General features: G+C 37.6%; 15 protein-coding genes. All 15 read right to left on the minus strand.

The genetic code is table 11. The features are described 5' to 3' along the window. Positions 1 to 27: 27 nt before the first annotated feature. Positions 28 to 1041 (minus strand): galactofuranose ABC transporter, permease protein YjfF, encoded by a 1014-nt coding sequence (gene yjfF, locus KW850_RS10015; RefSeq protein ID WP_256358180.1) that lies wholly within the window; start codon positions 1039 to 1041, stop codon positions 28 to 30. Continuing rightward, positions 1019 to 2101 (minus strand): ABC transporter permease, encoded by a 1083-nt coding sequence (locus KW850_RS10020; protein ID WP_218347421.1) that lies wholly within the window; start codon positions 2099 to 2101, stop codon positions 1019 to 1021. The genes yjfF and KW850_RS10020 overlap by 23 nt, the downstream gene beginning before the upstream one ends. Beyond that, positions 2091 to 3563, minus strand: coding sequence for a sugar ABC transporter ATP-binding protein (locus tag KW850_RS10025; protein WP_308128781.1), 1473 nt, complete (start codon positions 3561 to 3563; stop codon positions 2091 to 2093). The genes KW850_RS10020 and KW850_RS10025 overlap by 11 nt, the downstream gene beginning before the upstream one ends. A gap of 140 nt (positions 3564 to 3703) precedes the next feature. Next, complete coding sequence (locus KW850_RS10030; RefSeq protein WP_218347423.1) at positions 3704 to 4705, minus strand: ABC transporter substrate-binding protein; 1002 nt, start codon at positions 4703 to 4705, stop codon at positions 3704 to 3706. A 217-nt stretch (positions 4706 to 4922) separates the two neighbouring features. Continuing rightward, the gene (gene mmsB / locus KW850_RS10035; protein ID WP_218347424.1) at positions 4923 to 6146 is read right to left on the minus strand and encodes a multiple monosaccharide ABC transporter permease; all 1224 of its coding nucleotides are present in this window, start codon (positions 6144 to 6146) and stop codon (positions 4923 to 4925) included. Positions 6147 to 6159: 13 nt separating this feature from the next. Continuing rightward, positions 6160 to 7689, minus strand: a complete 1530-nt coding sequence (gene mmsA, locus KW850_RS10040) for a multiple monosaccharide ABC transporter ATP-binding protein (RefSeq protein WP_218347425.1) — start codon at positions 7687 to 7689, stop codon at positions 6160 to 6162. A 79-nt stretch (positions 7690 to 7768) separates the two neighbouring features. Then, entirely contained in the window at positions 7769 to 8842 is a 1074-nt protein-coding gene (chvE, locus tag KW850_RS10045; protein ID WP_218347426.1) for a multiple monosaccharide ABC transporter substrate-binding protein, read from the minus strand. A 204-nt stretch (positions 8843 to 9046) separates the two neighbouring features. Further along, on the minus strand, positions 9047 to 10279 hold the full coding sequence (locus KW850_RS10050) for a response regulator transcription factor (protein ID WP_308128775.1): 1233 nt from the start codon (positions 10277 to 10279) through the stop codon (positions 9047 to 9049). Positions 10280 to 10313: 34 nt separating this feature from the next. Beyond that, positions 10314 to 12131, minus strand: a complete 1818-nt coding sequence (locus KW850_RS10055) for a cache domain-containing sensor histidine kinase (RefSeq protein ID WP_218347428.1) — start codon at positions 12129 to 12131, stop codon at positions 10314 to 10316. 12 nt (positions 12132 to 12143) lie between these two features. Beyond that, positions 12144 to 13154, minus strand: a complete 1011-nt coding sequence (locus KW850_RS10060) for a substrate-binding domain-containing protein (RefSeq protein WP_218347429.1) — start codon at positions 13152 to 13154, stop codon at positions 12144 to 12146. A 355-nt stretch (positions 13155 to 13509) separates the two neighbouring features. Then, positions 13510 to 18030 (minus strand): family 43 glycosylhydrolase, encoded by a 4521-nt coding sequence (locus KW850_RS10065; protein ID WP_218347430.1) that lies wholly within the window; start codon positions 18028 to 18030, stop codon positions 13510 to 13512. A gap of 391 nt (positions 18031 to 18421) precedes the next feature. Continuing rightward, positions 18422 to 21166: a family 43 glycosylhydrolase gene (locus KW850_RS34030; protein WP_308128776.1), complete on the minus strand. Its 2745-nt coding sequence runs from the start codon at positions 21164 to 21166 to the stop codon at positions 18422 to 18424. Between the two features lie 104 nt (positions 21167 to 21270). After that, positions 21271 to 23241: a family 43 glycosylhydrolase gene (locus KW850_RS10075; protein ID WP_218347431.1), complete on the minus strand. Its 1971-nt coding sequence runs from the start codon at positions 23239 to 23241 to the stop codon at positions 21271 to 21273. A gap of 367 nt (positions 23242 to 23608) precedes the next feature. Next, positions 23609 to 25492 carry a substrate-binding domain-containing protein gene (locus KW850_RS33315; RefSeq protein WP_256358181.1) on the minus strand — a complete coding sequence of 628 codons (1884 nt, stop codon included), beginning with the start codon at positions 25490 to 25492 and terminating at the stop codon, positions 23609 to 23611. Next, the gene (locus KW850_RS10085) at positions 25489 to 26697 is read right to left on the minus strand and encodes a response regulator transcription factor (protein WP_218347432.1); all 1209 of its coding nucleotides are present in this window, start codon (positions 26695 to 26697) and stop codon (positions 25489 to 25491) included. The genes KW850_RS33315 and KW850_RS10085 overlap by 4 nt, the downstream gene beginning before the upstream one ends. Positions 26698 to 26726 lie beyond the last annotated feature (29 nt).

Below are 26726 nucleotides of genomic sequence, written 5' to 3' on the forward strand. Positions count from 1 at the left end.
TTCAGATTTCCCTCTCTCCTCGTTGATTCAGGTAGCGAGTGCTTTTCTTTCTTTTCTTTTAATAATGGTTTTGTTTCTTTCACTCTGAATGACGATTATGCGTTGAAGTACGATAAAAACAAACAATAAGACTCCAATTACAATTCTTGTCCACCATGAACTGAGCGTACCTTCAAACATGATAATGGTTTGAATTACTCCCATACTCAGCACGCCAAACATTGGACCAACAACATATCCATACCCGCCGGTTAAAAGAATTCCACCTATTACACATGCTGCAATGGCATCCATTTCTAGACCTAATGCGTGTAACCCATATCCAGACAACATGTAGAAGGTGAAAACCAATCCTCCGAGGGCAGAACTAAATCCACTGATAGCGTAAATGAGAATTTTCGTTCTTACAACAGGCAATCCCATAAGCATAGCCGATTGTTCGTTTCCACCAATGGCGTAAACAGTCCGGCCAAACTCTGTATATTTAGCTACATACATGGCTGCCAATACAAACACTATACTAATCAATACACTAATGGAAATAAAATATTGGCCACCCAGCATAATTTTATAGTGAGATAGCTTAGTAAACAATGGATCTGTGATAGTAATAGATTCGATGCTAATAAAATAACAAAGTCCTCTAGCCAAAAACAAACCTGCTAATGTAACAATCCATGGATGTAATTGAAAACGCTGAATGATGTATCCTTGCGCAAATCCAAATATGATTCCCATTAAAAGAACTACAACCATAACAAAAATCGGGTTTGCACCTTTCTGAAGCATACTTGCGGACACCATAGTGGTTAGCGCAACCACCGATCCTACTGACAAATCGATTCCACCGGATAATATTACAAATACTAATCCTGTAGCAATGATGATTAAAAAAGCATTGTCGATAAATAGATTCAGAAAGACTTGCAATGATAAAAAACCAGTATATCGAAAAGAACCTACACTAAATAAGGAAAGAAATAGAACGATGGTCGAAATTAATGTGATATTTAATTGACTAACTCGCAGCATGTTTCTCATTAGATTGAATTACTCCCTTCTTACGCTTGCTGCCCATTTTTAAGATAAATAAGCTTCTGAATTTTTCCGATTGAACAAGCGATACGATAATGACTACAATTGCCTCCACCACGAGTATACTTTCTGGAGGAACTCCAGTAGAATAAATAGTCGTTTTTAACATTTGAAGGAAAAGAGCACCGATAATGGTACCTGATAGGTAAAACCTTCCACCGTTCATGGAAGTACCGCCAATGACGACAGCTAATATTGCATCTAACTCCATCCATAATCCAGCGTTATTTCCATCTGCACTCTTCACATTCGAACTAATCAAGATTCCTGCGATACCAGCGCACAAACCACAGATCACATAAGCCCAGAAGATAATTTTCTTCGAATTAATACCTGTAAAACGGCTGGATTCCATATTTCCGCCTACCGACTCTAAAAACAATCCCATGGCGGTTTTTCTCATAAGCAAGTAAACTAGTAACCCCACTACCGCGGCAACAAAAATAGCAAACGGTATTCCTAAAAAGTATCCACCACCAAAAAAGCTAAACGGTTTATAGTAGACAGTGATAATTTGTCCTTCACTGAACAGCTGCGCAATACCCCGTCCAACTGTCATAAGGATAAGGGTGGCTACCATTGGCTGAACACCTATTTTAGATACCAGTGCGCCATTCCACATTCCGCAAAGGACGGAAGCACCAAGGGCGGCTAGGATGGCTAGGGCCATAGGCGTATCACTTACATACTCTTGAACTCCATTGTTAACAACAAGAGTTCCGCCAATCAGGTATGCTGCCATGGCACCTGAGATCGCCACAACAGCTCCAACCGAGATATCTACACCAGCTGTGGCAATAACTAAGGTCATCCCAATAGATACAATAATAAGCGGAGCCGCCCGATTTAATATGTCAATTAGGGTTCCAAATAAATGATCATTCTTAATTTCGATAGTAAAAAAACCTGGTATATAAAAATAATTAAATATAAGTAATGCTAAAAGGGCCATTAAAGGCCAAAACACCTTTGAATGCCTCAGTTTATTCCATTGATTAAGAAACATTTGCGCCAGCTCCTGCTATAGTTTTCATAATAATACTTTCTGAAATATTCTCTCCGCGAAGCTGTCCAATCGGAGTACGGTCACGCAGAACAATTACCCGATCACAACAAGCTACTAATTCTTCCAATTCAGAGGAAATAAGCAATACTGTCATGCCATCATTGGCAAGTGTTCGGATTAATTTTTGGATTTCGGTCCGAGTTCCTACATCAATTCCACGAGTAGGTTCATCTAATATAAGCAATTTCGGATTGGTTGCCAGCCATCTGCCAAGAATCACTTTTTGTTGATTTCCTCCACTTAGATTTCTGATTTGTTGTTCCATAGATGGGGTAGCTATTCGCAGCATTTTAATATATTTATTAGCGATTTCCTCTTGTTCTTTTCTAGAGATATAATTGAATATGCCTCTTTTAGCCTGAAGAGCTAGAATCATGTTTTCTCTGATAGTTAATTCTCCAATGATGCCTTCTTTTTTACGATCCTCCGGACAAAATCCCATCCCTTTTTGTATAGCTTTTTTAGGATACATGGCCGAAATCTTTGTTTCATCTATATAAATGACACCATCGTCCGCTTTATCGATTCCAAATATCAGTCTAGCTGTTTCTGACCTGCCGGAACCAAGTAAACCAGCAAGACCAAGTACTTCCCCTTTTTTCATTTCCAGATCAAATGGTTCTATCGTGCCTTTCTTTCCTAGACCGACAGCTTTTAAGAAGTGTTCTTCCTTTTTCTTTAATGAAGAAACTATGCTTTTGTTTTGTTTGCTGTGTTCTTTTTCATCGATTTCTCTACCAACCATTTTAGTTACTAATTCTATCCTTGATAATTCACTTGTTTTATATTCGCCAATGAGTTTACCGTTCCGAAGGACGGTGATACGATCCGTTATTTCATAGACTTGATCTAAGAAATGTGTAACAAATATGATTCCCATTCCTTCATCACGCAGCTTACGCATGATCTTAAACAACTGTTTTACTTCGTTTTCATCTAAGCTCGCGGTCGGTTCGTCCAAGATTAATACCCCAGCTGAAATATCGACTGCGCGAGCAATCGCAATCATTTGTTGAATGGCAACAGAGTATGAAGAGAGTAATTTGGTCGGATCAATATCCAGATTAACTCGCTTCAGAATTTCTTGTGATTTTTGATTCATTAACTTCCAATCGATTCTGCCGCTTTTTTTCGGTGGTCTGCCAATAAAAATATTTTCTGCTACTGTCAAATTAGGGCATAAATTAACTTCCTGGTAAACCGTGCTGATCCCAATGTTTTGGGCATCTAGCGGAGATTTCGGCTCAATACTTTCTCCGTTGAAAAGGATGGTTCCTCCATCTAAATTGTGGACTCCGGTTAGCACTTTAATTAACGTCGATTTACCTGCACCGTTTTCACCCATGAGAGCATGGACTTCTCCTTTACGAAGAGTAAAGTTAACGTCAGACAAAGCCTTCACTCCAGGAAAGGATTTTATGATACCTTCCATGTATAGAATTGGTTTCTCTTGTATGAACATTGTTTTAATGCTCCTTTTGTTTATTTTATTAGTAATATAGGAGTTCCCTAATAAGAGAGCTCCTATATCTAAACTAGCTTTTAATATTGTCGATTAGGGAATTCCTTTGCTGCATTAGTTGTATCAAAAATGCCTTCTTCTGTCTTAATCCATTTTGGTAATTCTTTACCTGCTTTAACATCTTTAATGGCTTGCATCAACTGTTCCCCTAATAATGGGTTACATTCAATAGAGGCATTTAACTTACCAGCCATCATCGCCTCAAAAGCACCTTTTACACCATCAACAGAAATGATTTTGATATCTTTCCCTGGAGTTAAGCCATATTCTTCAATCGCTTGAATTGCACCGATTGCCATATCGTCATTGTGAGCATATACGACATTGATATTTTTCCCATCAGACTTTAAGAATGCTTCCATTACTTCTTTGCCCTTAGTACGGGTAAAGTCACCGGTTTGAGATTTAATAATTTTATAATTCGTATGATCTTTGATTACTTCTTCAAAACCAGCTTTTCGGTCAATGGCTGGTGCAGAACCTACCGTTCCTTGAAGCTCAACGATATTTACCGGCTTATCCGTTTTTACATTGTCCAGCATCCATTGTGCCGCTTTCTTGCCTTCTTCAACGAAATCTGATCCAATCATCGTTTTATAAAGGGATGGATCGGCATCTACAGCACGGTCAGTTAATATGACAGGAATACCTGCAGTTTTCGCTTCTTGAAGAACTGTATCAAAACCTGTTTGAACAACAGGAGAGAAAGCGATTACATCCACCTTCTGAGCAATAAACGAACGGATTGCTTTAATTTGGTTTTCCTGCTTTTGCTGGGCATCTGAGAACTTTAATTCAATTTGTGGATCTTTTTCTGCACTTTCTTTGACTGACTTTGTATTAGCTGTTCTCCACTCGCTTTCAGCTCCTACTTGTGAAAAACCAACGACAATCTTGCCATCTTTACCACCGCCTGAACCACTACTTGCCTGTTGGTTGTTTCCAGCAGCGCATCCAGTCAATAATGAGATCGCAGTTGCTGTTGAAATTAACGCAGTAAACAATTTTTTAAATTTTTTCATTTGACTTCCCCCTTTAATATTTGAATCTATGTTAATTATAGAAAGATTCCCTAGTAATGTATTTTCAATGAAATGCATTTTTTTATAATATTCCGCTTTCTTTTTTAATTCTGTTATAAAAACTAGAGTATAATTCACTATGTAAATTTTTTTAAAAGAAAAATAGACCCCAAACCAGATATATAATGGTTTTGAGGTCTATTCAATAGAGACTCAATTATGAAGATTTATTTTTATTATAAATATCAAAAGCTACAGCAGCTAATAATACAAGCCCTTTGATACCTTGCTGCCAATCTATTCCTAATCCTAGTATGGACATTCCGTTATTCATGACACCCATAACCAGACCGCCAATAATAGCCCCTGGCACCGTACCGATTCCACCATATGCTGAAGCCCCGCCAATAAAACATGCTGCAATTGCATCAAGCTCAAAAAGATTTCCTGCTCTAGGTGTTGCAGCGTTTAATCGTGCAGCAAACAGAAGCCCAGATAGTGCAGATAACACTCCCATATTTACAAAGACCCAGAATGTAACACGCTTTGTTTTTACCCCTGATAACTGGGCTGCTTTTTCATTTCCACCAATCGCATAAATGTGACGCCCTGCTATTGTTTTTGTTGTAATAAATTGATATGCCAAGATTAATAAAGCCAAGATAACCAAAATATTTGGAATTCCTTCGTAAGTAGCAAGAACATAAACAAATACATTGATTAACGCTATTATTGCAATAATCTTCAAAATGAAAATTCCTATAGGTGAAACATCGAAATTGTATTTTATTTCAGTTTTTCTAGTTTTCAATTCATTGAAAATTAGAATTACAGATAGCAGAGCACCTATTACAAGAGTTAAAATATGTAGGCTCGCTCCGCCAAAAACATCTGGAATGAAACCAGAGCTAATTTTTTGAAATGCTTCAGGAAAAGGGGCGATCGATTTGCCCTCTAACACTACCATAGTTAATCCTCTAAACAAAAGCATACCTGCTAGGGTAACAATAAACGCAGGAATTTTAACATAGGCCACCCAAAATCCTTGCCAGGCGCCAATAAGCGCACCAATTAATAACGAAATAATAATTGCAACTGATGTTGGAACTTCATGATTTACCATTAAAATAGCAGATATCGCCCCGACAAATGCAGCTATAGAACCTACTGACAGGTCAATATGGCCGGTAATAATAACTAAAATCATTCCTATTGCCAACACTAATATATAGCTATTTTGCAAGATTAAATTTGTAATATTTAACGGTCTTAACAAAATGCCATCCGTTAGAACCTGGAAAAGAATCATGATTGAAACCAGTGCCAAAATCATGCTGTATTGTCTTAAATTATTTTTGAACAGTTGCGATATCAGATTCACTTTTTGTCCACGGTTTGTATCATTGCTGCTCTCGGCCGTTTTTTGTGTTAACGTTTGCATGTTTTCCTACCCCCTAAACCATACTTTTGGTCATATATTTCATAATACGTTCTTGAGTTGCTTCTTCTTTTGAAACTTCTCCTGAAATTCTGCCTTCATTCATTACATACACTCGATCACAAATCCCCAGAATTTCTGGTAGTTCTGAAGAAATGACTAAAATCCCTTTTCCATCTGAAGCCAACTGGTTAATAATCGTGTATATTTCATACTTTGCGCCTACATCTATACCGCGGGTAGGTTCATCTAAAATCAGAATGTCAGGCTCTGAAAAAATCCATTTACTTAATACAACTTTTTGTTGATTTCCGCCACTAAGATTTCCAGTTTTCTGATGAATACTAGGAGTTTTGATTTTTAATTTTTCACGGAATTGTTCCGATTCAATAATTTCTTGATTCTTATTAATAACAAATTTGTTTGTTATCTTATTAAGACTGGCTAATGTAATGTTTTGTTTAATATCATCCATTAAAATTAGCCCGTTACCCTTTCGATCTTCAGAAACATAAGCGATTCCATGTTCGATTGCCTGACTAACATTATTCAAATGGATTTCTTCATTATCCTTATATATTTGTCCTGTTATTTTCTTTCCGTACGATTTTCCAAAGATACTCATTGCCAACTCTGTTCTTCCGGCGCCCATCAAGCCGGCTATACCAACAATCTCACCTTTACGAATATGAAAATTCACATTATCAATCGATTTTTGATTCGTATGCAATGGGTGAAAGACATTCCAGTTTTTCACTTCAAAAATAGTATTTCCTATATGCGCTTCCCTTTTTGGATAGCGATTCGTTAATTCTCTTCCAACCATTCCCTTGATAATTCGATCTTCTGAAATTTTATCAATTTTCATATCTAGTGTTTCTACGGTTTGACCGTCACGCAGAATTGTGATGGAATCCGCCACTTTGGAAATTTCATTCAATTTATGAGATATAATAATGGCCGACATGCCTTGTTTTTTTAACTCTAATAACAGATTTAATAGGTTTTCACTGTCGTGTTCATTTAAAGCAGCAGTAGGTTCATCCAATATTAATAATTTTACATTTTTAGAAAGTGCCTTCGCTATTTCTGTTAATTGTTGTTTTCCAACGCCCAAGTTTGCCGTTTTTGTATTTGGTGATTCGTTTAACCCTACTTTTTTTAGTAGTTCTCTCGTTCTTATCACAGTTTCATTCCAATTGATAATTCCATTTTTCGCCTGTTCGTTACCAAGGAAGATATTTTCTGCAATTGATAGGTATGGAATCAATGCCAGTTCTTGGTGAATAATTACAATCCCTAATTCTTCACTTTGTTTGATGTCTTTGAATTTACATACGTTTCCATTAAACAGAATATCCCCAGTATACGAACCATGTGGGTAGACACCGCTCAATACCTTCATTAATGTGGATTTCCCAGCCCCATTTTCTCCACATAAAGCGTGAATTTCACCCTCTTTTATCTTTAAATTTACATTTTGAAGAGCTTTGACTCCTGGGAACTCTTTTGTAATATTCCTCATTTCTAAAATAATCTTTGACATATTTCACCACACCCTCACAATTTGATAAAATGAGTTAGTGACAGGTAATCAACAGTCACTAACTCATTTCCATCACTCATTATTTACTCAGTTCATCCTTTTTGTAATATCCCGAGTCAACTAATACAGACTCATAGTTAGTTTTATCAACAGAAACTGGTTCTAATAGATAGGAAGGAACGACTTTTTTTCCATTGTCATACGTTTTGGAATCATTCACTTCAGCTTTTTTGCCCTTTAAAACTGCATCAGCCATAGAAACGGCTTTTTTTGCCAATTCCCTAGTATCTTTAAACACCGTTTGTGTCTGTTCACCTTTTATTATTGATTTAATAGAAGCTAGTTCAGCATCTTGTCCAGTAATAATAGGAAGTGGTTTAGCAGCTGATCCATATCCAACACCTTTTAAGGATGATATGATACCGATACTAATTCCATCATAAGGTGATAAAACGGCATCCACCTTGTCAGTAGTATAGTGGGCACTTAATAGATTATCCATCCTTGCTTGTGCAACTGCACCGTCCCATCTTAATGTGGCACCTTGATCAAATGAATTTTGACCGCTTTTTACGACTAATTTCCCTGATTCAATGTACGGCTTTAATACTGACATTGCGCCATCAAAGAAGAAATAAGCATTATTATCATCTGGTGAGCCTGCAAATAACTCGATATTGAATGGGCCCTTTCCTGCTTTTAAACCTAATTTTTCTTCAATGTAAGTGCCTTGTTGAACCCCTACTTTAAAGTTGTCAAATGTTGCATAGTAGCTGACATATTTACTGTTTTTAATTAAACGATCATACGCAATGACTTTAATCCCTTGCTTGTTTGCTTTGTCTAGAACATCTGTTAAGGCTTCACCGTCAATTGACGCAATTACTAAAACGTTTACACCTTTCGTAATCATATTCTCGATTTGAGATACCTGATTCTCTACTACGTCTTCTGCATATTGCAAGTCCACTTTATAACCTAACTTTTCAAATTCTTTTTTCATATTTTGGCCGTCACTTACCCATCTTTCCGATGACTTTGTAGGCATTGCAATACCTACAAATCCAGTATCTCCACTTGTACTTTTACTTCCACATGCCGCCAACGAAAATAACACTGTTATTAACAAGAATACCGACAACAACTTTTTCATCTGAATCGCCCCTTTGTTTTAATTTTTTCCTTGCTATGAATATATCACCCTGTCATTTTTACGTCTTTTCAATAAAACAACTATTTTTATAAAAATTCAACTTACTTTTAAGCGCTTTCAATAATTGCCCGAATAGAACAAAGGACAGTCCAAATTATTTCATTTGGACTGTCCTAAAATTTGAATTAAACTAAATAAACTATATTACAACAATTCTGTACTAGAAGTCGAAACTGTAAAACCGGCACCTTTTCGATACTGATTGGGAGATAGACCCATTACTTTTTTAAAAGCAGTACTAAAATAATGCTGCGTGTCATAACCAACTTTTTCAGCGATTTCAAGAATAGAAAGTTCTGTGGAATTTAGCAGCAGAAGTGCCTTGCTGATTCGCATATTTGTAATCATACTAACAAAAGAAGTCCCTAATTCCTTTTTCATGATTCTGCTTAAATAAACAGGGGATACGTGCAGATACTGTGCCAATGATTCCAATGTTAAATCTGTTTCTGAAAAATGTTCGCTAAGATAGGACCTCGCTCGCCGGACGATTGGTGAGATTTTTAAATTTTCATAAATCATTGTTTCGCAATGTCTATAAATTTCAGAAATCACAAATGTTTCTCCTGTAACTTTCTCAAAGTGCATATTCGGTGTCGTGTTCATATAATTTATTAATTTCTTTGATAACAATAATACGAAATCTTCTTGTTCACATCCCCAAATACAAACTATGATAAACCCTGAAGGGTCACGAAAAACAACTTTTTGGAAAGATTCAAGTACTTCAGCTACGATATCTTCAGTAAAATTAAATAATTGTTCATTATTTTCATTCAATAAAGGTTTATTGATATAAATTTCATGACACTGGATAAGACCAATCTGATTCGGACTTTGTATCGGCAACTGTAAGAATTTTAGTTGTTTAATAATATCAGATTCTGTCATATTCCCTTTCATCCACTCCTGACAAAAGTTTTGCTGTAAGAGAGGGATATTTTTTATGATTTGGTCTTTCGCTAGTGCTAAGTACTCACTTTGCTGCTCTCTTTCCTCCAATTGTCTTCTAATACTCTGAAGGACGTTTTTCAATTGATCGGGATTTGCAGGTTTGAGAATATAATCATTAACATTTAAGCGTAATGCTTCTTGGGCATAAGTAAATTCGTCATGACCTGAAATAATAATAATTTTACAATTTGGCAAACTTTCTCGTACATGTTTAATTAAGGTCAAACCATCCATAATTGGCATATTCAAATCTACCAGCAATATGTCTACTGAATATTCGATGGCAAGTTCGAATGCTTCTTCTCCATCCTCCGCTTCTGCGACAACCTTCATATGAAGTTCTTGCCAATTGACCGATTCACGAATTCCTTCGCGAATAATCGGTTCATCATCAGCAATCAATACCTTCCAATGATTTTGCACACAATTTTCTCCCCTTTCGAACTCTATCATCGCTTCATTTTTCTTTAATGGCAGGAAGCACAACCTTCACTGTTGTACCCTTACCAATTTCACTATCAATTGATATACCGTATGCATCACCAAAAGTCAGTTTAATTCTGGCTTGTACATTAATCATTCCGTACCCGAAATTTTCACTTCCTTTATAGGGTTGAGATTGAGTGATTAACGTTCCCAATTTATTTCTAAGAGCTTCCAGCTTTTCATTGGGAATTCCCTTCCCATCATCTTTAACATGAAAAACTATAATTCCGTCATGTTCTTCTGCTTTTACAATAATATGACCAGGCCCTCGCCTCTCTTTGATTCCATGATATATAGCGTTTTCTACTATCGGCTGTAATACAAGTTTTAATACATTTATCCTTTCGACATTTGAAGCAATATCCAATGTGTAATGTAATTTTTCTTGATATCTAGCTTTTTGGATCTTTAAATAACTACTTATATGTTCCATTTCTTCTTTTAGAGGAATTATATCGTTACCTTTACTTAACCCAATACGGAAAAGCCTTGATAACGACTCTACCAATTCAGCAACATCTTTAGCACCTTTTTTACGAGCCAACCAATGAATTGTGTCTAATGTATTGTAAAGGAAATGAGGTTTAATATGAGCCTGTAGACTTCGTAGTTCAGCTTCACGTTTTTGACGCTCTTGCTGTTCATTTAGTGTAATAAGTTTGTTAATTTGAACAAGCATCGTATTAAAGCTGCGTCCAAGTAACCCTATTTCATCCATTCGTTCTCCTTTGTAACGGACAGAAAAATCTCCTAACTCCGCTTTTCGCATAAACGACATGAGTTGCCTGATGGGTCTTGACATAGAATAGGATAAATAATAGGAAGCCCCAAGGCCAAACAAACACACGAAGAAGACGAAACTAATCACATAAAAATGAATTTCCCTTACCTCGAATACTGATTCTTTTGTAGAAAATACACCGACAGTCGTCCAACCGGTAAAAGGAGACTTTCTGTAAATGAATTGAAGCTTATTGCCTTTGACTTGTTTAGAGTAATTACCGGCTTCATTTGAATGGAACCAATCAATCGGAATCTTGTTTAGAAAGGGCTCGGATGGCGAGTAGATATTTTCGCCTTTATCGTCAATCACCATTAAATAACCGCTTTTCCCTAAGCGAACATCTTTTGTTGCTTCCGATATCACTCTCAGTTTCATATCAATTAATATAACACCCTTTACTTGCTGGGTATCAGGGTCTAAAATGGCTCGTACCACTGACACAACCTCGTCATCCTTGTAATGTACATGGCTAGTTATGTTTCTGTTAGAGGGGTGCCCTAAGATTTTGAAAATCCCTTCACTTTCTACAGCAGCTTGGTACCACGATTCTTCCGTCAGGCTTTTCTTTGAGCGGGTATACATGTCGTTACTGATGTACTGACCATTGCTGTTTACCACAAGAATGCCTGCTGCTTCTGGATACAATGTTGTAAGCCCTTGCAGAAATGTTTGTATCTGATAATCATCATTTAACCGTTTGCCTTGCTGACTTTTTTTCTCGTACAAAAATTGCTTAATTTCCGGGTTAAAAGCTATCAAATAACTCATGTTTTGCATGTTACCGGCGTAGAAATCCAGTGTTTTATTGACCTGACCAATTAACTGAAGTGTATTTTGATTCACTTGTCTCTCTATAATGTGGTCTACAGTCCATCCTGTAAGAACCCCAAGACCAATGGAAGGCAGAATACTGATTAACATCAATAGAATAATTAACTTAAATCGTATTGGAAGATTGTTTATTATAAAAAGTTTATTTTTGTCCAATTTCTTCAAATCTCTCATATTCTTGGTGGCTCACTTTGCATAGTAATTTTCTACATTTTCTTTAGTAACAATAGAAATCCCTGTATCTACAGATGATGTCATTTGAGGTTGATCTGAAAATTCACGTTTTATTATTGGAAAATTTTTATGTTGGAGATCAAATAAAAACAGCAAAGACCAAAAACCCATCCTCCAAGTACCTTGAGCCAAGGTTGCAGATATAGTACCGTCTTTTATCAAATCCAGAGTTGGTTTATCTGTATCAAAACTTACAATTTTCACTTTTTGATTTCTTTTTAGAAGACCAACGGCTTCACCGACCCCAACCCCTCCATTGGCTTCTGTAGCAAAAATGCCCTTCAAATCCGGATGCTTCTTTAAGAGGTCCATGGCGACCTTACTTGAAACAAACTGATCTCCCTTTCCATCTTTTACTGCTATCACCTTTATTCCTGCAGTTTTCTTAACTGTGTCTAAAAATCCCTTTGTTCTTTCCTGATGATTTAATTGATTTGGTGATGTTATAACAGCCACTTTTCCTGTACCACCCATTAATTCAACTAACTTATGAGCTGCCGTTATGCCAGCTTTATAATTATCAGTGCCCAAAAAAGAAGACACGTTGTCCGAGGGAGCACCTGAGTCAAATAAAACAATAGGAATACCCGCATCCTTTGCTTTTTCAAAAGTGTTAGATAATGCGTCAGGGTCGATAGCAGAAATCGCAATACCCGCTGGCTTTTTGGCTATTACCTGTTCCAACACAGTAATTTGTTCATGTATATCATGCTGCGTTGCTCCCCGGTACTCAACTGATACATTCAACTTCTGAGCTGCATCCTCAAACCCTTTTAAAGAACTTTTCCAATAGTCAATTCCTGACTGGAAAGTAACCATTACGTACTTCTCACTAATACCCTCTTGGCTTTCTCTTTGAATTTTCTCTATATGGGATAAGTGCGACTCATTAAAATGATAGTCATACATATAAAGAAAGTAGGAGATTAATAGAAAGACATAAATTAGTAATAGTTTTTTCACTTATGAACCCCCTTCCAAAGTTCATAGAGTAAGCGATTACAATAAAAATTCACTGTACCTACACTTCGAACTGTCCTCACTTTGTTTTAGAGGACTATAGCACTCTTTTCTCTTTGAACAATTTTAAAGAAAAAAACAATAAATGTATTTATAAAAATCGAGTATTGTTTATAATAATTTGCTATTTTTTGATGAAGCATACCGTTGAACGGTAAATTGGAATATTATCATCTATGATCGCACTGGGAGAGGATACATGCGAAGAAGCCAAGGCTTTTTAAAAAAGCACTTGGCTATTTTGCATTTCTATTTTTACTAATATATTTTTAGATTACTACCTATTATTGATATTAGCTTATTTTAAATAGAGATTTTCCGAAAAAGTAATCAAAATATTTGCCTGTTTTTCAGAAATAGATTTCCCAACTTGGGCAGAAAGCTCATTTTCATATGCCTTCAGTTTACCGTCAACGGCCTGTTTGTTGCCTTTAGCTGCTGCATCCTTCGCTGACTGGAGTTTTGCCACAAGTGAATGCGACACCCCATCCTTACTTACAAATAATTGAGTCAATCGGCTTAAACTATCAAAATCCACAGTCACTGTAAATTCGATTTCGACTTTGGCGGTGTTTCCTGCTTTATCAGTGGCTGAGGCAGTGATTTTATGAGCCCCTAACTCAAAGGTATAGGCTGGTCCTTCAACACTTGGGCATTCTTTAGAAGCAATACCAGATAAATCATCGATAGCGTTGCAAGTTATATTAATAAGCGAATCGACTGAATAAGTATCCTGAAGTCCAATAAATTGAATCACTGGAGCGGTCGTATCAAGGGTTATCTTTTGTTTATACGTTTCACTGACATTTCCAGCGTGGTCGATAAATTCAACATAAACAGTCTTCTCCCCATCTCCTGAAGGCAGGGTAAATTCTGTTGTTGGCTTATACTCTTCCCATTCTGTCCAGTCCTTTGCATTAGTGGAAAAACGAACCTGGTTCACTCCACTTAGTTTATCGGTTGCTTCAAGTGATAGTGTAATATTCGGATCTTTTGTAAATTCCGCACCAGAATTTATCGTAAACTTCCCTACAGGTCCTTCTGTATCTATATCTACATATACTGGTTCAGTTATACCTGTTAAGGTTGGTTTTACAGGTTTTATAGTACCATCTGGGTTAAATTCCATCTTATCAATTACCACTTCACGGTTAAATCCGTTGCCATCAGGAATGGCATGGCGGGCATAAACAATATAAAATTCATCCGTGTTTGGTATATTTAATATAGAGTTATGACCTGGCCCTTTTATTCCAAGGCTTAAATCTTTACTCAGAATGACACCTTTCTTTGTCCATGGTCCCATTGGAGATGTCCCTGTTGCATAAGCAACCTGATAATTCTCACTACCTGTATCATCTTCTGACCACATTAAGTAATAAATACCGTTTCTTTTAAATACAACAGATCCCTCTCTAAAATTAGGCGGGGTCATTTTGACTGGAGTACTTGCAAAAGAAACCATATCATCATTTAGCTTTGCACCATAGAGATCTCCATTACCCCAATAAAAGTAAGATTGGCCATCATCATCTGTAAATACGTATGGATCAATGGCTTGTCCGGAATATTTTCCACTTGGCACTAATGGTTTGCCTAAAGCATCTTTAAATGGTCCTGTTGGTGTGGGTGCTGTTGCTACACCAATGTTGGCGTCTGCACAGAAATAGTAATAATATTTACCATTCTTTTCTGCTATTGCCGGTGCCCAAGCGCGTTTATCTGCCCATGTAACATCGTCAGTTGCTAAATCTAAGATTACACCCTCGTCTTTCCAATTTATTAAATCCTTTGAGGAGAATGCTTTAAATTGAGAACCTGACCAGCCTGGGAACCCGTCTGTGGTTGGATAAATATAATAAGTATCACCAAAAACAGCAATCTGTGGATCTGCATAAAGTCCTGGCAATGTACCTGATGGATAAACTTTTAAACTCACAATCCATTCCTGCTTATTTCCATCCTTGTCCGTCACGGTATAGGTAATAGGATTAGTAAAATCCTGTGGTTCACCTGACGCTGGACTTACAGTAGATCCAGGTAAAATAGTTATCGTTGGAGTCAAATTAGTTATATCCAAACCTTGTCCTTCTTTAATAGGAACCGTAATTCTGTGCGATTTAGTATCTATTTCAGCTTGACCTTTTTGACCAGGTACTACAATATTGCCAATCCCTGTAGATTGAATAGACGTTTCTAGAATTTCAGCTTCTGAGAGTGCACGATTATAAACTTTTACGTTGTCGAAATAACCTTTGAAGTATTGATCACCTGAGTAAAAGGATTTACCTATGAATGCTGATAAATCTGCCCCTAAATCAGTCATAGACAATGATACATTTTTATTTTCAGCTACAAGTATCCCGTCCTTATACATCGCCATACTTGTAGGTGTGATCACAAGTTTGATATTCATCCACTTGCTCTTAATAGAAGCTGTATTTGCTTTGACCTCCTGTTCTGCTGACCAGCTAGTAGTCGTAATCGCATTTCTTATTTCCGTATCGCGTGTTCTTAAGAACATATATTTTTGGTCATTCTTTCCTATGGCAAAGGTAAAGAAGTTTCCTGATACCGTTTCCGGTTTAATATCCATGGAGACAGTAACAGTATTCCTTCCGTCAAAGAAACCTGTCGGGAAGGCGGCAAATGTATTAGTTGTTCCATCTAGATATAACACCTTCGATTCCTTTTCGGTATCTGTCACATAAGTTGCATTTCCATTCAAGGTACCTGTATGGTTATTTCCCGAATTATCCTGGATCGTCCTGTCTGTAGTGGCTGCATCAAAGTTATACTCAAGAATTGGCTGTTCTTGTTCTTCTTCATCAGGCACATTAACCACCTTATCCCATTTGGCCATTACAGCATTGTACTCTTCTTGTGTAAGATTGAGTACTGATCCATGTCTCTTACGGTTAGAATCCAAAGAATAGTCTGCATCTGTTAATTTAGTGAACTGACCGCTTCCCAAATCAGTTGTTATTAATGGAAGATAACCTTTTCCAGTTGCATACTGATCGACCATTAAATTCCATGAATTTCTATCATTGAATTTAAAAATTAATGGCCCTTCTACGTCAGATCCTGTTAATCCTGTAGAAGATTGAATGGTTCCAAGATTTGACCATGTCCCTAATAATTGATCACTTTTTTCAATTGTTATCTGACCATCACCTGAATAACGGTAATACATGTTCCCATCTTTAATAATGGTTGTATCAATAATATGCTGACTACCTGGGCGATCAATTAACATTTTTGGTTCTGTGAACGTATAAAAATCCCTAGTCTTTGCATAATAAATGTTATGTGGTTCAAATACACCTTGATCATTCTTCACAGTTGAAGCCCAAAATACTACGTACTCCCCTGTCTTTTCGTCATAAAAAGCTTCCGGTGCCCATGCATCGCCGGCATTCGGCGGGGCTACATCTACCATTCTAGGTTTAGACCAATTTACTAAATCAGTAGACTCCCAAATTATCAGCGATCTACTACCAGCCGTTTGTGCAGCACCCCAGCCTTTTCCGCTGGCAATTCTTAAATCTGTTGCTAGGATATAGAATTTATCACCCTCAGCTGAACGGATGATAGACGGGTCACGTACACCCTTTTCACCTATATCAGAAGTTAATACTGGTTCACCAGCATTTAAGTCTTTCCAGTGCAAGCCATCTTTACTGCTAGCAAAATACATCTGTTCTCCATTTGCACTTTCACCTGTAAAGTGGGCAAATAAATAAGATGTGAAATTCTTTTTTGCCGGTTTTGCCTTAACTGTAAGCGGAATTTGCTTTGTAACTCTTGCTTTTCCATAAGTGATCGTGGCTGTTAATGTTACTTTTGTATCAATATTCTGTCTTGTTACGACCCCTGCAGGAATATCGTCATAATTTTCATTTACTCCCTTATTTACATTGACAACATTTGGACTGTCTGTTTCCCAGGTAATCGCTGCCCCTTCCTCACTTCTTTCAGGTAAAGTAAGGTTTCCACGAATATCATCTGGATTGGGGATTATCAAGTTGGCTTTCGCTAAATTAACAACGCCATCATCTGTCAATGTTGCATTTTGTTTGACCTCTTGCGCAGTTAATGTATAGTTATATACCTTGAAATCAGCTAATTTTCCAGTAAATGCGGCATCTGGTGTATACAACGATTTTCCAATAAATCCGATAGAACTTGTTGCAGGATCTACACCTTGTTTCAGAATATCCATTACCGAATAGGTATGAGGAAGTGTCCCTACTAATTCTCCGTTAAGATAAAGGGTGATTTCCCCTTCTTTAAAAGTTGCGGTAAACGTATTGTATTGACCAGATTTTATGGTCGCATTTTGGAAAAGAAGTTCCGTGCTAGAATCTTTAATCCCAAAACGGAGAGTTCCATTTCCTTGTTTTGGATTTAAAAAGATATAATTTTTAACATTCGGCCAAGCGCCTTCCTTTGTCCCAAGTGTGTAAAGCCAATGGTTTGCACTTGTTGATGTGCTAAATTTTGTTTCAATTGTAAATGTTTCATCATTAATAAGTCCTGCTGGTAATTTTACATATTTGGACTTATCTCCCGTAAAGTTAAGGATGGTGCCACTTTGTTCTGCTAAGAAATCTCCATCTTGAAAGCCAACATATTCTGCGTCAAATCCATTGTCCGTAACATCAGTCAGCTTACCATTTGCTCTCGACATATCATAGTGTGCTATTAAGCGATTTTCTGTACTTCCAATCTCCTCCGCTTGTATTAATGGCTTTGGGATTAATGAGAATACCATCAATAAAGATAAAAATAATGATATATACCGCTTATCCTTCATCTGCGCTTTTTCCTCCTTTACTAATTCACCGAAAACTATTGATTATTATCAGTTTTCTATCGACTCTTTTTAGGGTCGCTAACACTCCTTTCTCTTTTGGATAATTTTAAATAAAAAAGAAAAAACTGTATTTACAAAAAACATGGATTGTTTATAATAATTCGCTATTTTTGATGACTCATATTGTTGAAAGGTAATTTGGATTCTTATCATATGTGATCGCACTGGGAGAGGATATATGGAAAGAAGCCAAGGCTTTTTTAATAAAGCACTTGGCTGATTTGGCATTATAATTTTTACTAATAAATTTTTAGATTACAATCTATCCTTTGCTGATTGGAGTTTCGTCACAAGTGAATGCGCGGCCTCATCCTTACCTACAATGATTGCGTTATTCCAAAACTTTCGTTGCCGATACAGGCTTTAATGAAGAGGATTCAATATCTTCGCCTTCCCACACAAATACCTTCACTTTGTGACCGTCCACTTTGGTCGGCATCTTCATACTCAAAGAGAAAGATGACTTAGAACCAGCTTCTAGGTTTTGGGTCTGAGATTGTGTATCTACCAGTCTATTTTCACCGTCGTAGAGAGCCATCGTCACTAAAATAGACTTAGCAGTGCTCTTCTGGCTCGTAACCTGAACTTTAGCAGTTAGCTTTTCCTTCGGTTGAAGTTGTGCTGAACTAAAATCAGTGACGACCGAAAATTCCGCATTGTCTTCGACCGTAACATTTGCTGTTACCGAAATGGCAGGTCCCGGTACGGCCCCATTCACTGGAACACTTGAGAAATTCGGTGTTCCATCTGCATTCCACGTTAGTCTCTTCACTCTAGTATGCCGGTTTGGATCATACAAGGGATCACCTTGAATATCCTTGTAGGAACGGGCATGATAAACGAGAATATCCGTCTTCCCATCTTCCGCTACCGTAAAGGAATTATGTCCCGGTCCGTAAAGGCCTGTTGTTTCATCGCTTTTCAACACTGGTTCTGGCGATTTCTTCCATGATTTAGGATCCAATAAATCACTTGTATCCGAAGCGGTCAATAACCCCAGGCAATAGTTAGCATCAGTAGCACTAGCCGAATAAGCCATGAATATTTTTCCGTTTCGCTTTAATACACTCGGTGCCTCATTGACCCAATATCCCTGTCTTTCCCAAGCGTAATCAGGGGTGGAAATCATAACCGGTTTCCCAGTAATCGTCCATGGATTACTCATTTCCGCGATATAAAGATTCGAATTTCCGCCATCCTTCTGTGCCCAGGCGAAATAACGTTTGCCATTGTTCTCAAATGTGGTGGAATCTAAGGAAAAATTGGTGAAGGCTGTACTGCCTGCTGGTTTTTGCATCATGCCTTTTTCTGTCCATGTTCCTGTAATTGGGTTCGCATCTCCGCACTCGAGAACATATGGACGGATTTTCCAAATATCTTCCGCTGCTCCCGCTGCAAAGTAAATGTACCATTTTCCATCGATAAAATGGATTTCTGGGGCCCAAATATGCGCTCCCATATCCCCTGTAGCGTGTTTGGTCCAAATTACTTTTTCCTCTGCTGTGGCAAGGCCCTGAAGAGTTTTTGCTCTCCGCAATACAATGCGGTTATATTCAGGAACCGATGCTGTGAAATAATAATAGCCATCAGTATGTTTAAATATGTGAGGGTCTGCTCTTTGCTCAATCAATGGGTCAGTATATTCATAGGTTGTCGCCTCCCCTTTAACGGTAAAGGTTCCGGTTTTGGTATAAGCTTGTTTGTTCACTTCTGCCCAATCCACATTAAGTGTTCCAGTAGATCCGTCACTATAATTTACATCTACAGTAGATGGAAGCTGTGGCGCGGTGCCCTTTTTTGTCTTAACGTTCACCTCGTCAACTTTAGCAATCTTAGTAACACTTATATTGGCAACAGGCTGGATTTTGGTACCATAAACTGATCCCTTGACTTCAAGCTTCCCAGTTTGTGAGAAATCATCATTTGAAATAGGGTTCCACTCTACATCAAGTTGCTCGGTATGACCATCGTAATGGTGTACAGTTACCTTCTTAGGAAGCTTTGGTGGGAAATCTACCATTGTTCTCAGATTCACGTCTTCAATCGAAACAATACTGTCAGCCAGCACAGTGACGTTAAAGTTTTTCGTTTCTGAATAACCATTCCGGCTAATTGTCGCTGTCAAGGTAACACTTGCATCCTTCTGGTCTTTTGCAGGTCTTGTCACTACACCTGTATTGGAAATTACGGAGAGAGAGTCAGTTTTCCAAGAAATTGATACCCCACCGTCAGCAGTCACAGGTAATTTTAAATCTTGAATGACTTTTGAAGTATCACCAAGAGTCAGAGTTCCCGCAACCCTTTCAACGGCTTCTTGGTCGGTCATAGATTCTGAGACAACCTGCTGGATTTCTTCAACACCCAATCCTCGATTATAGATGCGGAAATCACTCACTTTACCGTCTAAATAAGGATCGGGCCAATTCGATTTTCCGATATAGTTATAGGCAGTTTCCCCGAAATCGGACGGTTTCTTGGTTGAAGTTCCTGTGGCACCAACCTTGCCATTAACATAGATTGTATAAGCTGTTCCGTTTTTGCTGATAGCGATATGTGTCCATTCACCGACCTTCGGAGCACTCGGAGTAGCGTCTGCAACTCGTCCTACTACATCCAAATACAAGTTTTCTGTAAGGAAGATTTTACCTGCATTAGCTCCGGTTCCGAAATCAAAAATTCGAGTCCAATCTCCTGTTTTTGAATCCAAATATACCCATGTGGAGATGGTGAAATCATCCAGAGTACTCATAATACCTGATGGCAGTTGCACATATTGGCTTTTCGTATGATCAAGATCAATGCCGGTCCTGCCGTCCACAGTAGTTAGGGAAGCCCCGTTCATAACGGTGGCATCCTTGCCATGACCAGAGGCATCAGTTATGGATGTCCCGCTTAACTTATCAAATTTATACCAAGATGTGAGACCTTCCTCTGTTACTGAAACACTTCCAGTTGGCTGTTGAACAGCACTTGTTGTTTCTGGAGTTAATGTTGCAGCCCAAGAAGGAACAACCGTTGTTGGAACCGACAAAAGTGTGACTGCCAGTGCACAATGAATTGTTTTTTTCAACTTCATATTTAATCCCTCCTTATGATTCTTACATAAGATTGACTTTTTAGATTATTAGATTGTTTCTCCTAAACTAATGCTTAGATACCTAGTTAAGTATTCCAAGATATTCATTGATTTTGTAGTCCGGGCTTATATTGGAAGCTGGTATTCACTATTTCACTTAAGTCTGCAGCACCGAGACTGACATCATATTTACCAGCTGCATGATTCGAAAGTGTAAAGACATAACTGAATTTACCGTCGTCTTCCGTGGTAATTTGATCAAGATAATCCAATTTACCATTTGGCGCTGTAACTCTAACGGCTACATCCGTCCCTTTTTTCTGGGTCAAATAGCCTTCAATTACAACTTTTCTATTATTCACAGATAATTTTAAATCCTTTATAGTTGTAGGCTGCTGTTTTTCTACAGTGATTGTGGCCGAATCAGTAAATTGTCCTTCATCGGTTGTAGCAATAATATCAGCCTTACCCGGAGATTTTGCAGCAATTGTAACGGTTGTCTTTCCATCTTCAGGATTATAAGTTGGATTAGAAATGGATACCACATTAGGATCACTGGATGTAAAAGTCACTTTTTGATTAAGTACATTACTTGGTAATACAACAGCAGACAAACTGCTTTCATCATTTTGTTGCAGTGTAAGGCTATCAATATTCAATTGGACATCCTTTACATTTGCTTCTGACATCTTAAAAGTTGCATTCTCTTTATCCCCTTCGGTGTTCACTTGCTCTAATTTCAATAAGTAATCCTTTTGCTTAATATATAAATTCGGGAAGTTATATGACTGAAAGGAGGCCCAGTTTGGATCTGATAAACCAGGCACCTTTTTAAATGTGGCATCAGCTTTGAATAAATCTGTACCGTCATTTTTTATAAGTGCGAGGTCATTATTACTATGTCTTAAATAGTATCCTGGCTTATTCACAGACTGAATGGAAACATACTCCTCCCCTGAATTCGCTAGTCCAGGGACTATCTGCCATCTGGCATCAAAATTTGAAATATTTAATACGTCTAAAGGATCAATCCGTGCATCATTGTTATAGTGCCTAATATAGCGGTCTAGGAAACTATACGACTGCAGCTTTTGTCCTTCACCATCCAAGCCTGTGGAAGTAGGGACAACTTTTTTTATCGTGCCGTCAGGATTGTAGTATAATCGATCGATTGAGACTGAGCGTCTGTATGAACTTCCGGTTGGCAAAGCAGCGGTATGATAAATAATGTACGACTTTCCTTTGAAATCAATAATGGATTGATGACTAGTATTACTATTGTTTTTATCATTAGGGTCTGAGGTGAACGGATCCATCAGCATTCCCTTATATTCCCATGGACCGGTAGGGCTCTCACTCATTGCGTAAGCTAGTCCTTCTGGCCAATTATGAGCAAATGATAAATAATATTTGCCATTCCGTTTATGAATCCACGGAGCTTCTGTGAAACCACCTTTCAAGTTATTGATGGTAACCTTTTGAATATCCCCGTCTAGCTCGATCATGTTCGGTTTTAGCTTTGCATAGTATGGATACGAATTTCCCCAGTATAGGTACCCCTGTCCGTCATCATCCACCAATACTGTAGGATCAATATCATCCCATGAAATGTTGGAGGTCGTCATTTGATTGGTAATCAATGGCTTTCCAAGTGCGTCCTTAAACCCTTCAGTTGGACTTTGGGAGGTAGCTACACCAATACAATATCCACTACCGTCCTTATTATTAGTGGCTACATACCAATAATATGTACCGTCTCTCTCGATGACTTGACTCGCCCATGCGGCATCTTCCCTCGCCCATGAAAAGGTATCCTTGACGCTTAGTGCTCCCTCTTGTTTCCAATTCTCCATATCAGTTGAAGAATAAATGACCCATTCTGGCATAAAATAAAAATTTCCACCCGCACTCGCTTCATCGTGTCCTGCATAGAGATATACCTTGTCACCCTGAACGAGCGCAGCCGGATCTCCGGTGAACTTATCCTTAATGATAGGGTTATCCGCATAGGCTGCAGTTGAAAAGGATGATAATAGTAGTGTTGATAACATAATTTTCGAAACTACTTTTTTCATAGGGTTGTGTAATACCTCCTTAAAAAATAATATTTAAACGCTTTCATATGAGAGAGTATATCAAATCAGTTGTAGACATTCTTTATAAAAATCTACGATATTTTATAAAATACATCACATTATTTTTATAGCAAAATTTTATCGATTGAAACTTTGCTTACTAGTTTAACTAAGTATACAAAAAAGAAAAATAGACCTTGAAACCACTTATAACGTGGTTTCAAGGTCTATTCACTAGATGTTTTAATAGAGCTTATTTATTTATAGAAAACGGTTAATATTTATAATTTTTTTGTATTCTTTGGTACTTTTTGCTTAAAATTGGATCCTCTTAGTCCTTGTTCCTGTTCCTAGCTTAGTTCTAGTATTAATAAGCCCGATTAATGAAATCCCGTTTGGCGTTCTCCTGACTAAAAATCCCTTCCTCTGTGACGATTTTGACCGGAATCTCTTTTCCTTCCTTATAATCCATTATCACTTTCATTAATTCGGGCCCTAACATTGGATTACACTCCACCGTCAAATTCAATTTACCCGCAAATAGAGCATTAAAGGCCTCTTTTGTAGCATCTACTGAAATGATCAAAATGTCTTTTCCAGGCCTTTTCCCATACTCTTCAATTGCCTCAATCGCTCCCAGCGCCATGTCATCATTATGGGCATAAACGACCTGAATCTTATCCCCATACTTTTCCAAGTATTCCTTCATGACACGTCTACCTGCTTCTTTCGTAAAATCCGCTGATTGGGATGCGATGACATGATAGTTCGGATTATTTTTCAGTAATTCTTCAAATCCCTTTTTCCGATAAACAGCTGGTGAAGACCCCTGTGTCCCCTGCAATTCTACAATATTAATATTCTTTCTTACTCCTTTAGTTTGTCCTAAAAGCCATCTCGCAGCTCTTCTTCCCTCTTCTTGAAAATCAGAGCCAATTGAGGTCAGCCAAAGAGAATCATCTTTTAGGCTCAATTCTCGGTCCGTCAGAATAACAGGGATTCCTGCCATTTTTGCCTCTTTCAAAACATCTTCATATCCCGTTTGCACAACAGGAGAAAACGCAATAACATCTACCCTTTCCCGAATAAAGTTCCGAATAGCTTTAATTTGATTATCCATACTTTGGTTGGCATTTTTAAATTTAAGCTCAATTCCAAAGTCTTGGGCGGCTTTTTTGATAGAGCTGGAATTGGCGGCTCGCCAACTGCTCTCTTTTCCAACTTGAACAAATCCTAGTTCAATCTGATTTTTTTGTTGTTTAGGTACAGTTAATGTATTCTGCTTTATTTGTACATATTGGTCCACATTATCTTTCGTAATTTTATTCACACGCAAAAGAATCTTTTTGGGAATACCCGATTTGCCTTGTAATAGATCCATTGCATACTGAATTGATTCTTTGCCACCGGTCCTATAGCCGAACGTTCCCGTCAAAATGTTCCTTCTGATCAAATCGAGTCCGCCATTTTCACCTTCTAGACCATCTACACCAATAATTTTAACTCCTTGGATCCCCTTCTTCTCAAATGCCCTGTGTGCTCCAAGAGCCATAGCATCACTATGAGCGAAAACGATATCAATTGGGGGGAGATTTTTTATCCTCTCCAATATCTGATCTTCCGCCTTATCTCGATTCCAATCTGCAACTATCGTATCAACCTGGTGAATGTTGGGATGATTTTGGATACTTTCATTGAATCCCATACTTCTTTCCATCACTGGTGGTGATTCAGCTAGGCCTTGTATTTCCACTAAATTTACCTGTTTATCTCCTACCAGATCTGCAACCAAATGCCCGGCGTTTCTGCCAATCGCTTCATTGGCCGGACCAATAAATAATGTATAATCATATCCGTCGATGGCTCGCCCTAAGACAATAACAGGTATTTTTTTATGTACCTTAGCAATGATCGGTGTTAAACTTTTCGAGTCATTTGTGGAAATAATCAACAAGTCAATCCCAAAACCCAACAATTTATTAATATCTTGTTTCTGTTTATCAATACTGTGAGCTGCATCGGTATAAATCACCTGCAATTCTTTGTATCGATCTGCTTCATTTTTGATTTCATTATTCATCGCTACTCGCCAAGGTTCAGTTAAATTCGCCTGAGACACACCTATAACAAACTTTGTCCCTTCATTCGCCTGGTGAGAAGCATGCCCTGCTCGATAACCAAACCCTCCAAGGATCATAAAGACTAAAATTGTAATCCAATATATTTTCTTAATCCTAAACCGTGCTTTCAATAATGCCCTCCCTCCTTAACATAATTAGAGGGAGATACACCCATTACTTTTTTAAATGCTGTACTAAAATAATGCTGAGTGTTATATCCGACTTTATCAGCAACTTCATAAATTTTGTAAGATGGGTTTTCCATAAATTTAATTGCATACTGAATCCTGACTTGGGTCAAGTAATCGATAAAAGTAGAACCTAATTCTTCCTTCAAAAGCCGGCTTAAGTAACTCGGACTAACATTAACTTCCTGAGCTACCTCTTGGAGGGTTAAATTTTGTTTGTAGTAATATTTCTCAATATATCTCTTAGCCAATATAACCACTGGCAAAATCATAGATTGTTCGTTAAGCTCTTTGATGAAATTACTATATACATTCGGGATTTCAGTTGGGGGTTTCTCTACCACTTTTTTGGCTATCATTATTTTTTTACCCGTCAACTTTTCGATAACTTCTTCAACTTGTTCACTTAACAGATACATTGGCTCTATTTCTTCCATCGGGATGATTGCTACGATATGATTCCTATCATCCCGAAAGACAACACGTGACTCATAAGCATCGAGTAATTCATCGATAATATTTTGCATGCTAAAAAGCAAGAGGTCCATTTCCCAAGAATCTCCCATATTACCTTCCACAGCTAACCGCATAGGTTTAATTACAAAGATCCCAGCTTTTTCCCAATCTAAACGAAAATAGTGGAGTTGCTTAACAATTTCCTCATCATTTAACTGCCCTTTTACCCACTTGCACAAAAAGCTGTTTCTAACCAAATCCACATTCTCGTCCAATTGTTCATTCAGCCATTGGACGAATTGATTACTTCTTCTGGATTCATCCAGAAGGTTGACTGCTTTGGTAACGGTTCTTCTCAAATCATCAGAATTAACTGGCTTTAGTAAGTATTCAAATACATTTAATCGAAGGGCTTCCTGCGCATAAGAAAATTCATCATGTCCACTGATTACAATAATAATTGAAGAAGGTAGTTTCTTTTTCAGTTTTTCAATTAATTGCAATCCATTTAGAAAAGGCATATTAATATCCAAAAAAAGAATATCAGGCTTAACCTCCAGCGCCAATTCAAATGCAGTCTCCCCATCTTGAGCTTCTCCTACTATTTGAATATTCCATTCATCCCAATTCAGCGATTTTTTCAACCCTCTAATGATTTTAGGTTCATCATCAGCAATAAGTAATTTCAACATTTTCATCCCTCCTATTAAAATGAAAGAAA

The organism is Bacillus sp. sid0103 (assembly GCF_019219025.1).

Coding starts and splice junctions, on each gene's coding strand:
- mmsA (WP_218347425.1), bottom strand. CDS start 7,689: ATGTCAAAGATTATTTTAGAAATGAGGAATATTACAAAAGAGTTCCCA.
- mmsB (WP_218347424.1), bottom strand. CDS start 6,146: ATGCAAACGTTAACACAAAAAACGGCCGAGAGCAGCAATGATACAAAC.
- KW850_RS10055 (WP_218347428.1), bottom strand. CDS start 12,131: ATGAGAGATTTGAAGAAATTGGACAAAAATAAACTTTTTATAATAAAC.
- KW850_RS10020 (WP_218347421.1), bottom strand. CDS start 2,101: ATGTTTCTTAATCAATGGAATAAACTGAGGCATTCAAAGGTGTTTTGG.
- KW850_RS34030 (WP_308128776.1), bottom strand. CDS start 21,166: ATGAAGTTGAAAAAAACAATTCATTGTGCACTGGCAGTCACACTTTTG.
- KW850_RS10065 (WP_218347430.1), bottom strand. CDS start 18,030: ATGAAGGATAAGCGGTATATATCATTATTTTTATCTTTATTGATGGTA.
- KW850_RS10085 (WP_218347432.1), bottom strand. CDS start 26,697: ATGTTGAAATTACTTATTGCTGATGATGAACCTAAAATCATTAGAGGG.
- KW850_RS10075 (WP_218347431.1), bottom strand. CDS start 23,241: ATGAAAAAAGTAGTTTCGAAAATTATGTTATCAACACTACTATTATCA.
- KW850_RS10030 (WP_218347423.1), bottom strand. CDS start 4,705: ATGAAAAAATTTAAAAAATTGTTTACTGCGTTAATTTCAACAGCAACT.
- yjfF (WP_256358180.1), bottom strand. CDS start 1,041: ATGAGAAACATGCTGCGAGTTAGTCAATTAAATATCACATTAATTTCG.
- chvE (WP_218347426.1), bottom strand. CDS start 8,842: ATGAAAAAGTTGTTGTCGGTATTCTTGTTAATAACAGTGTTATTTTCG.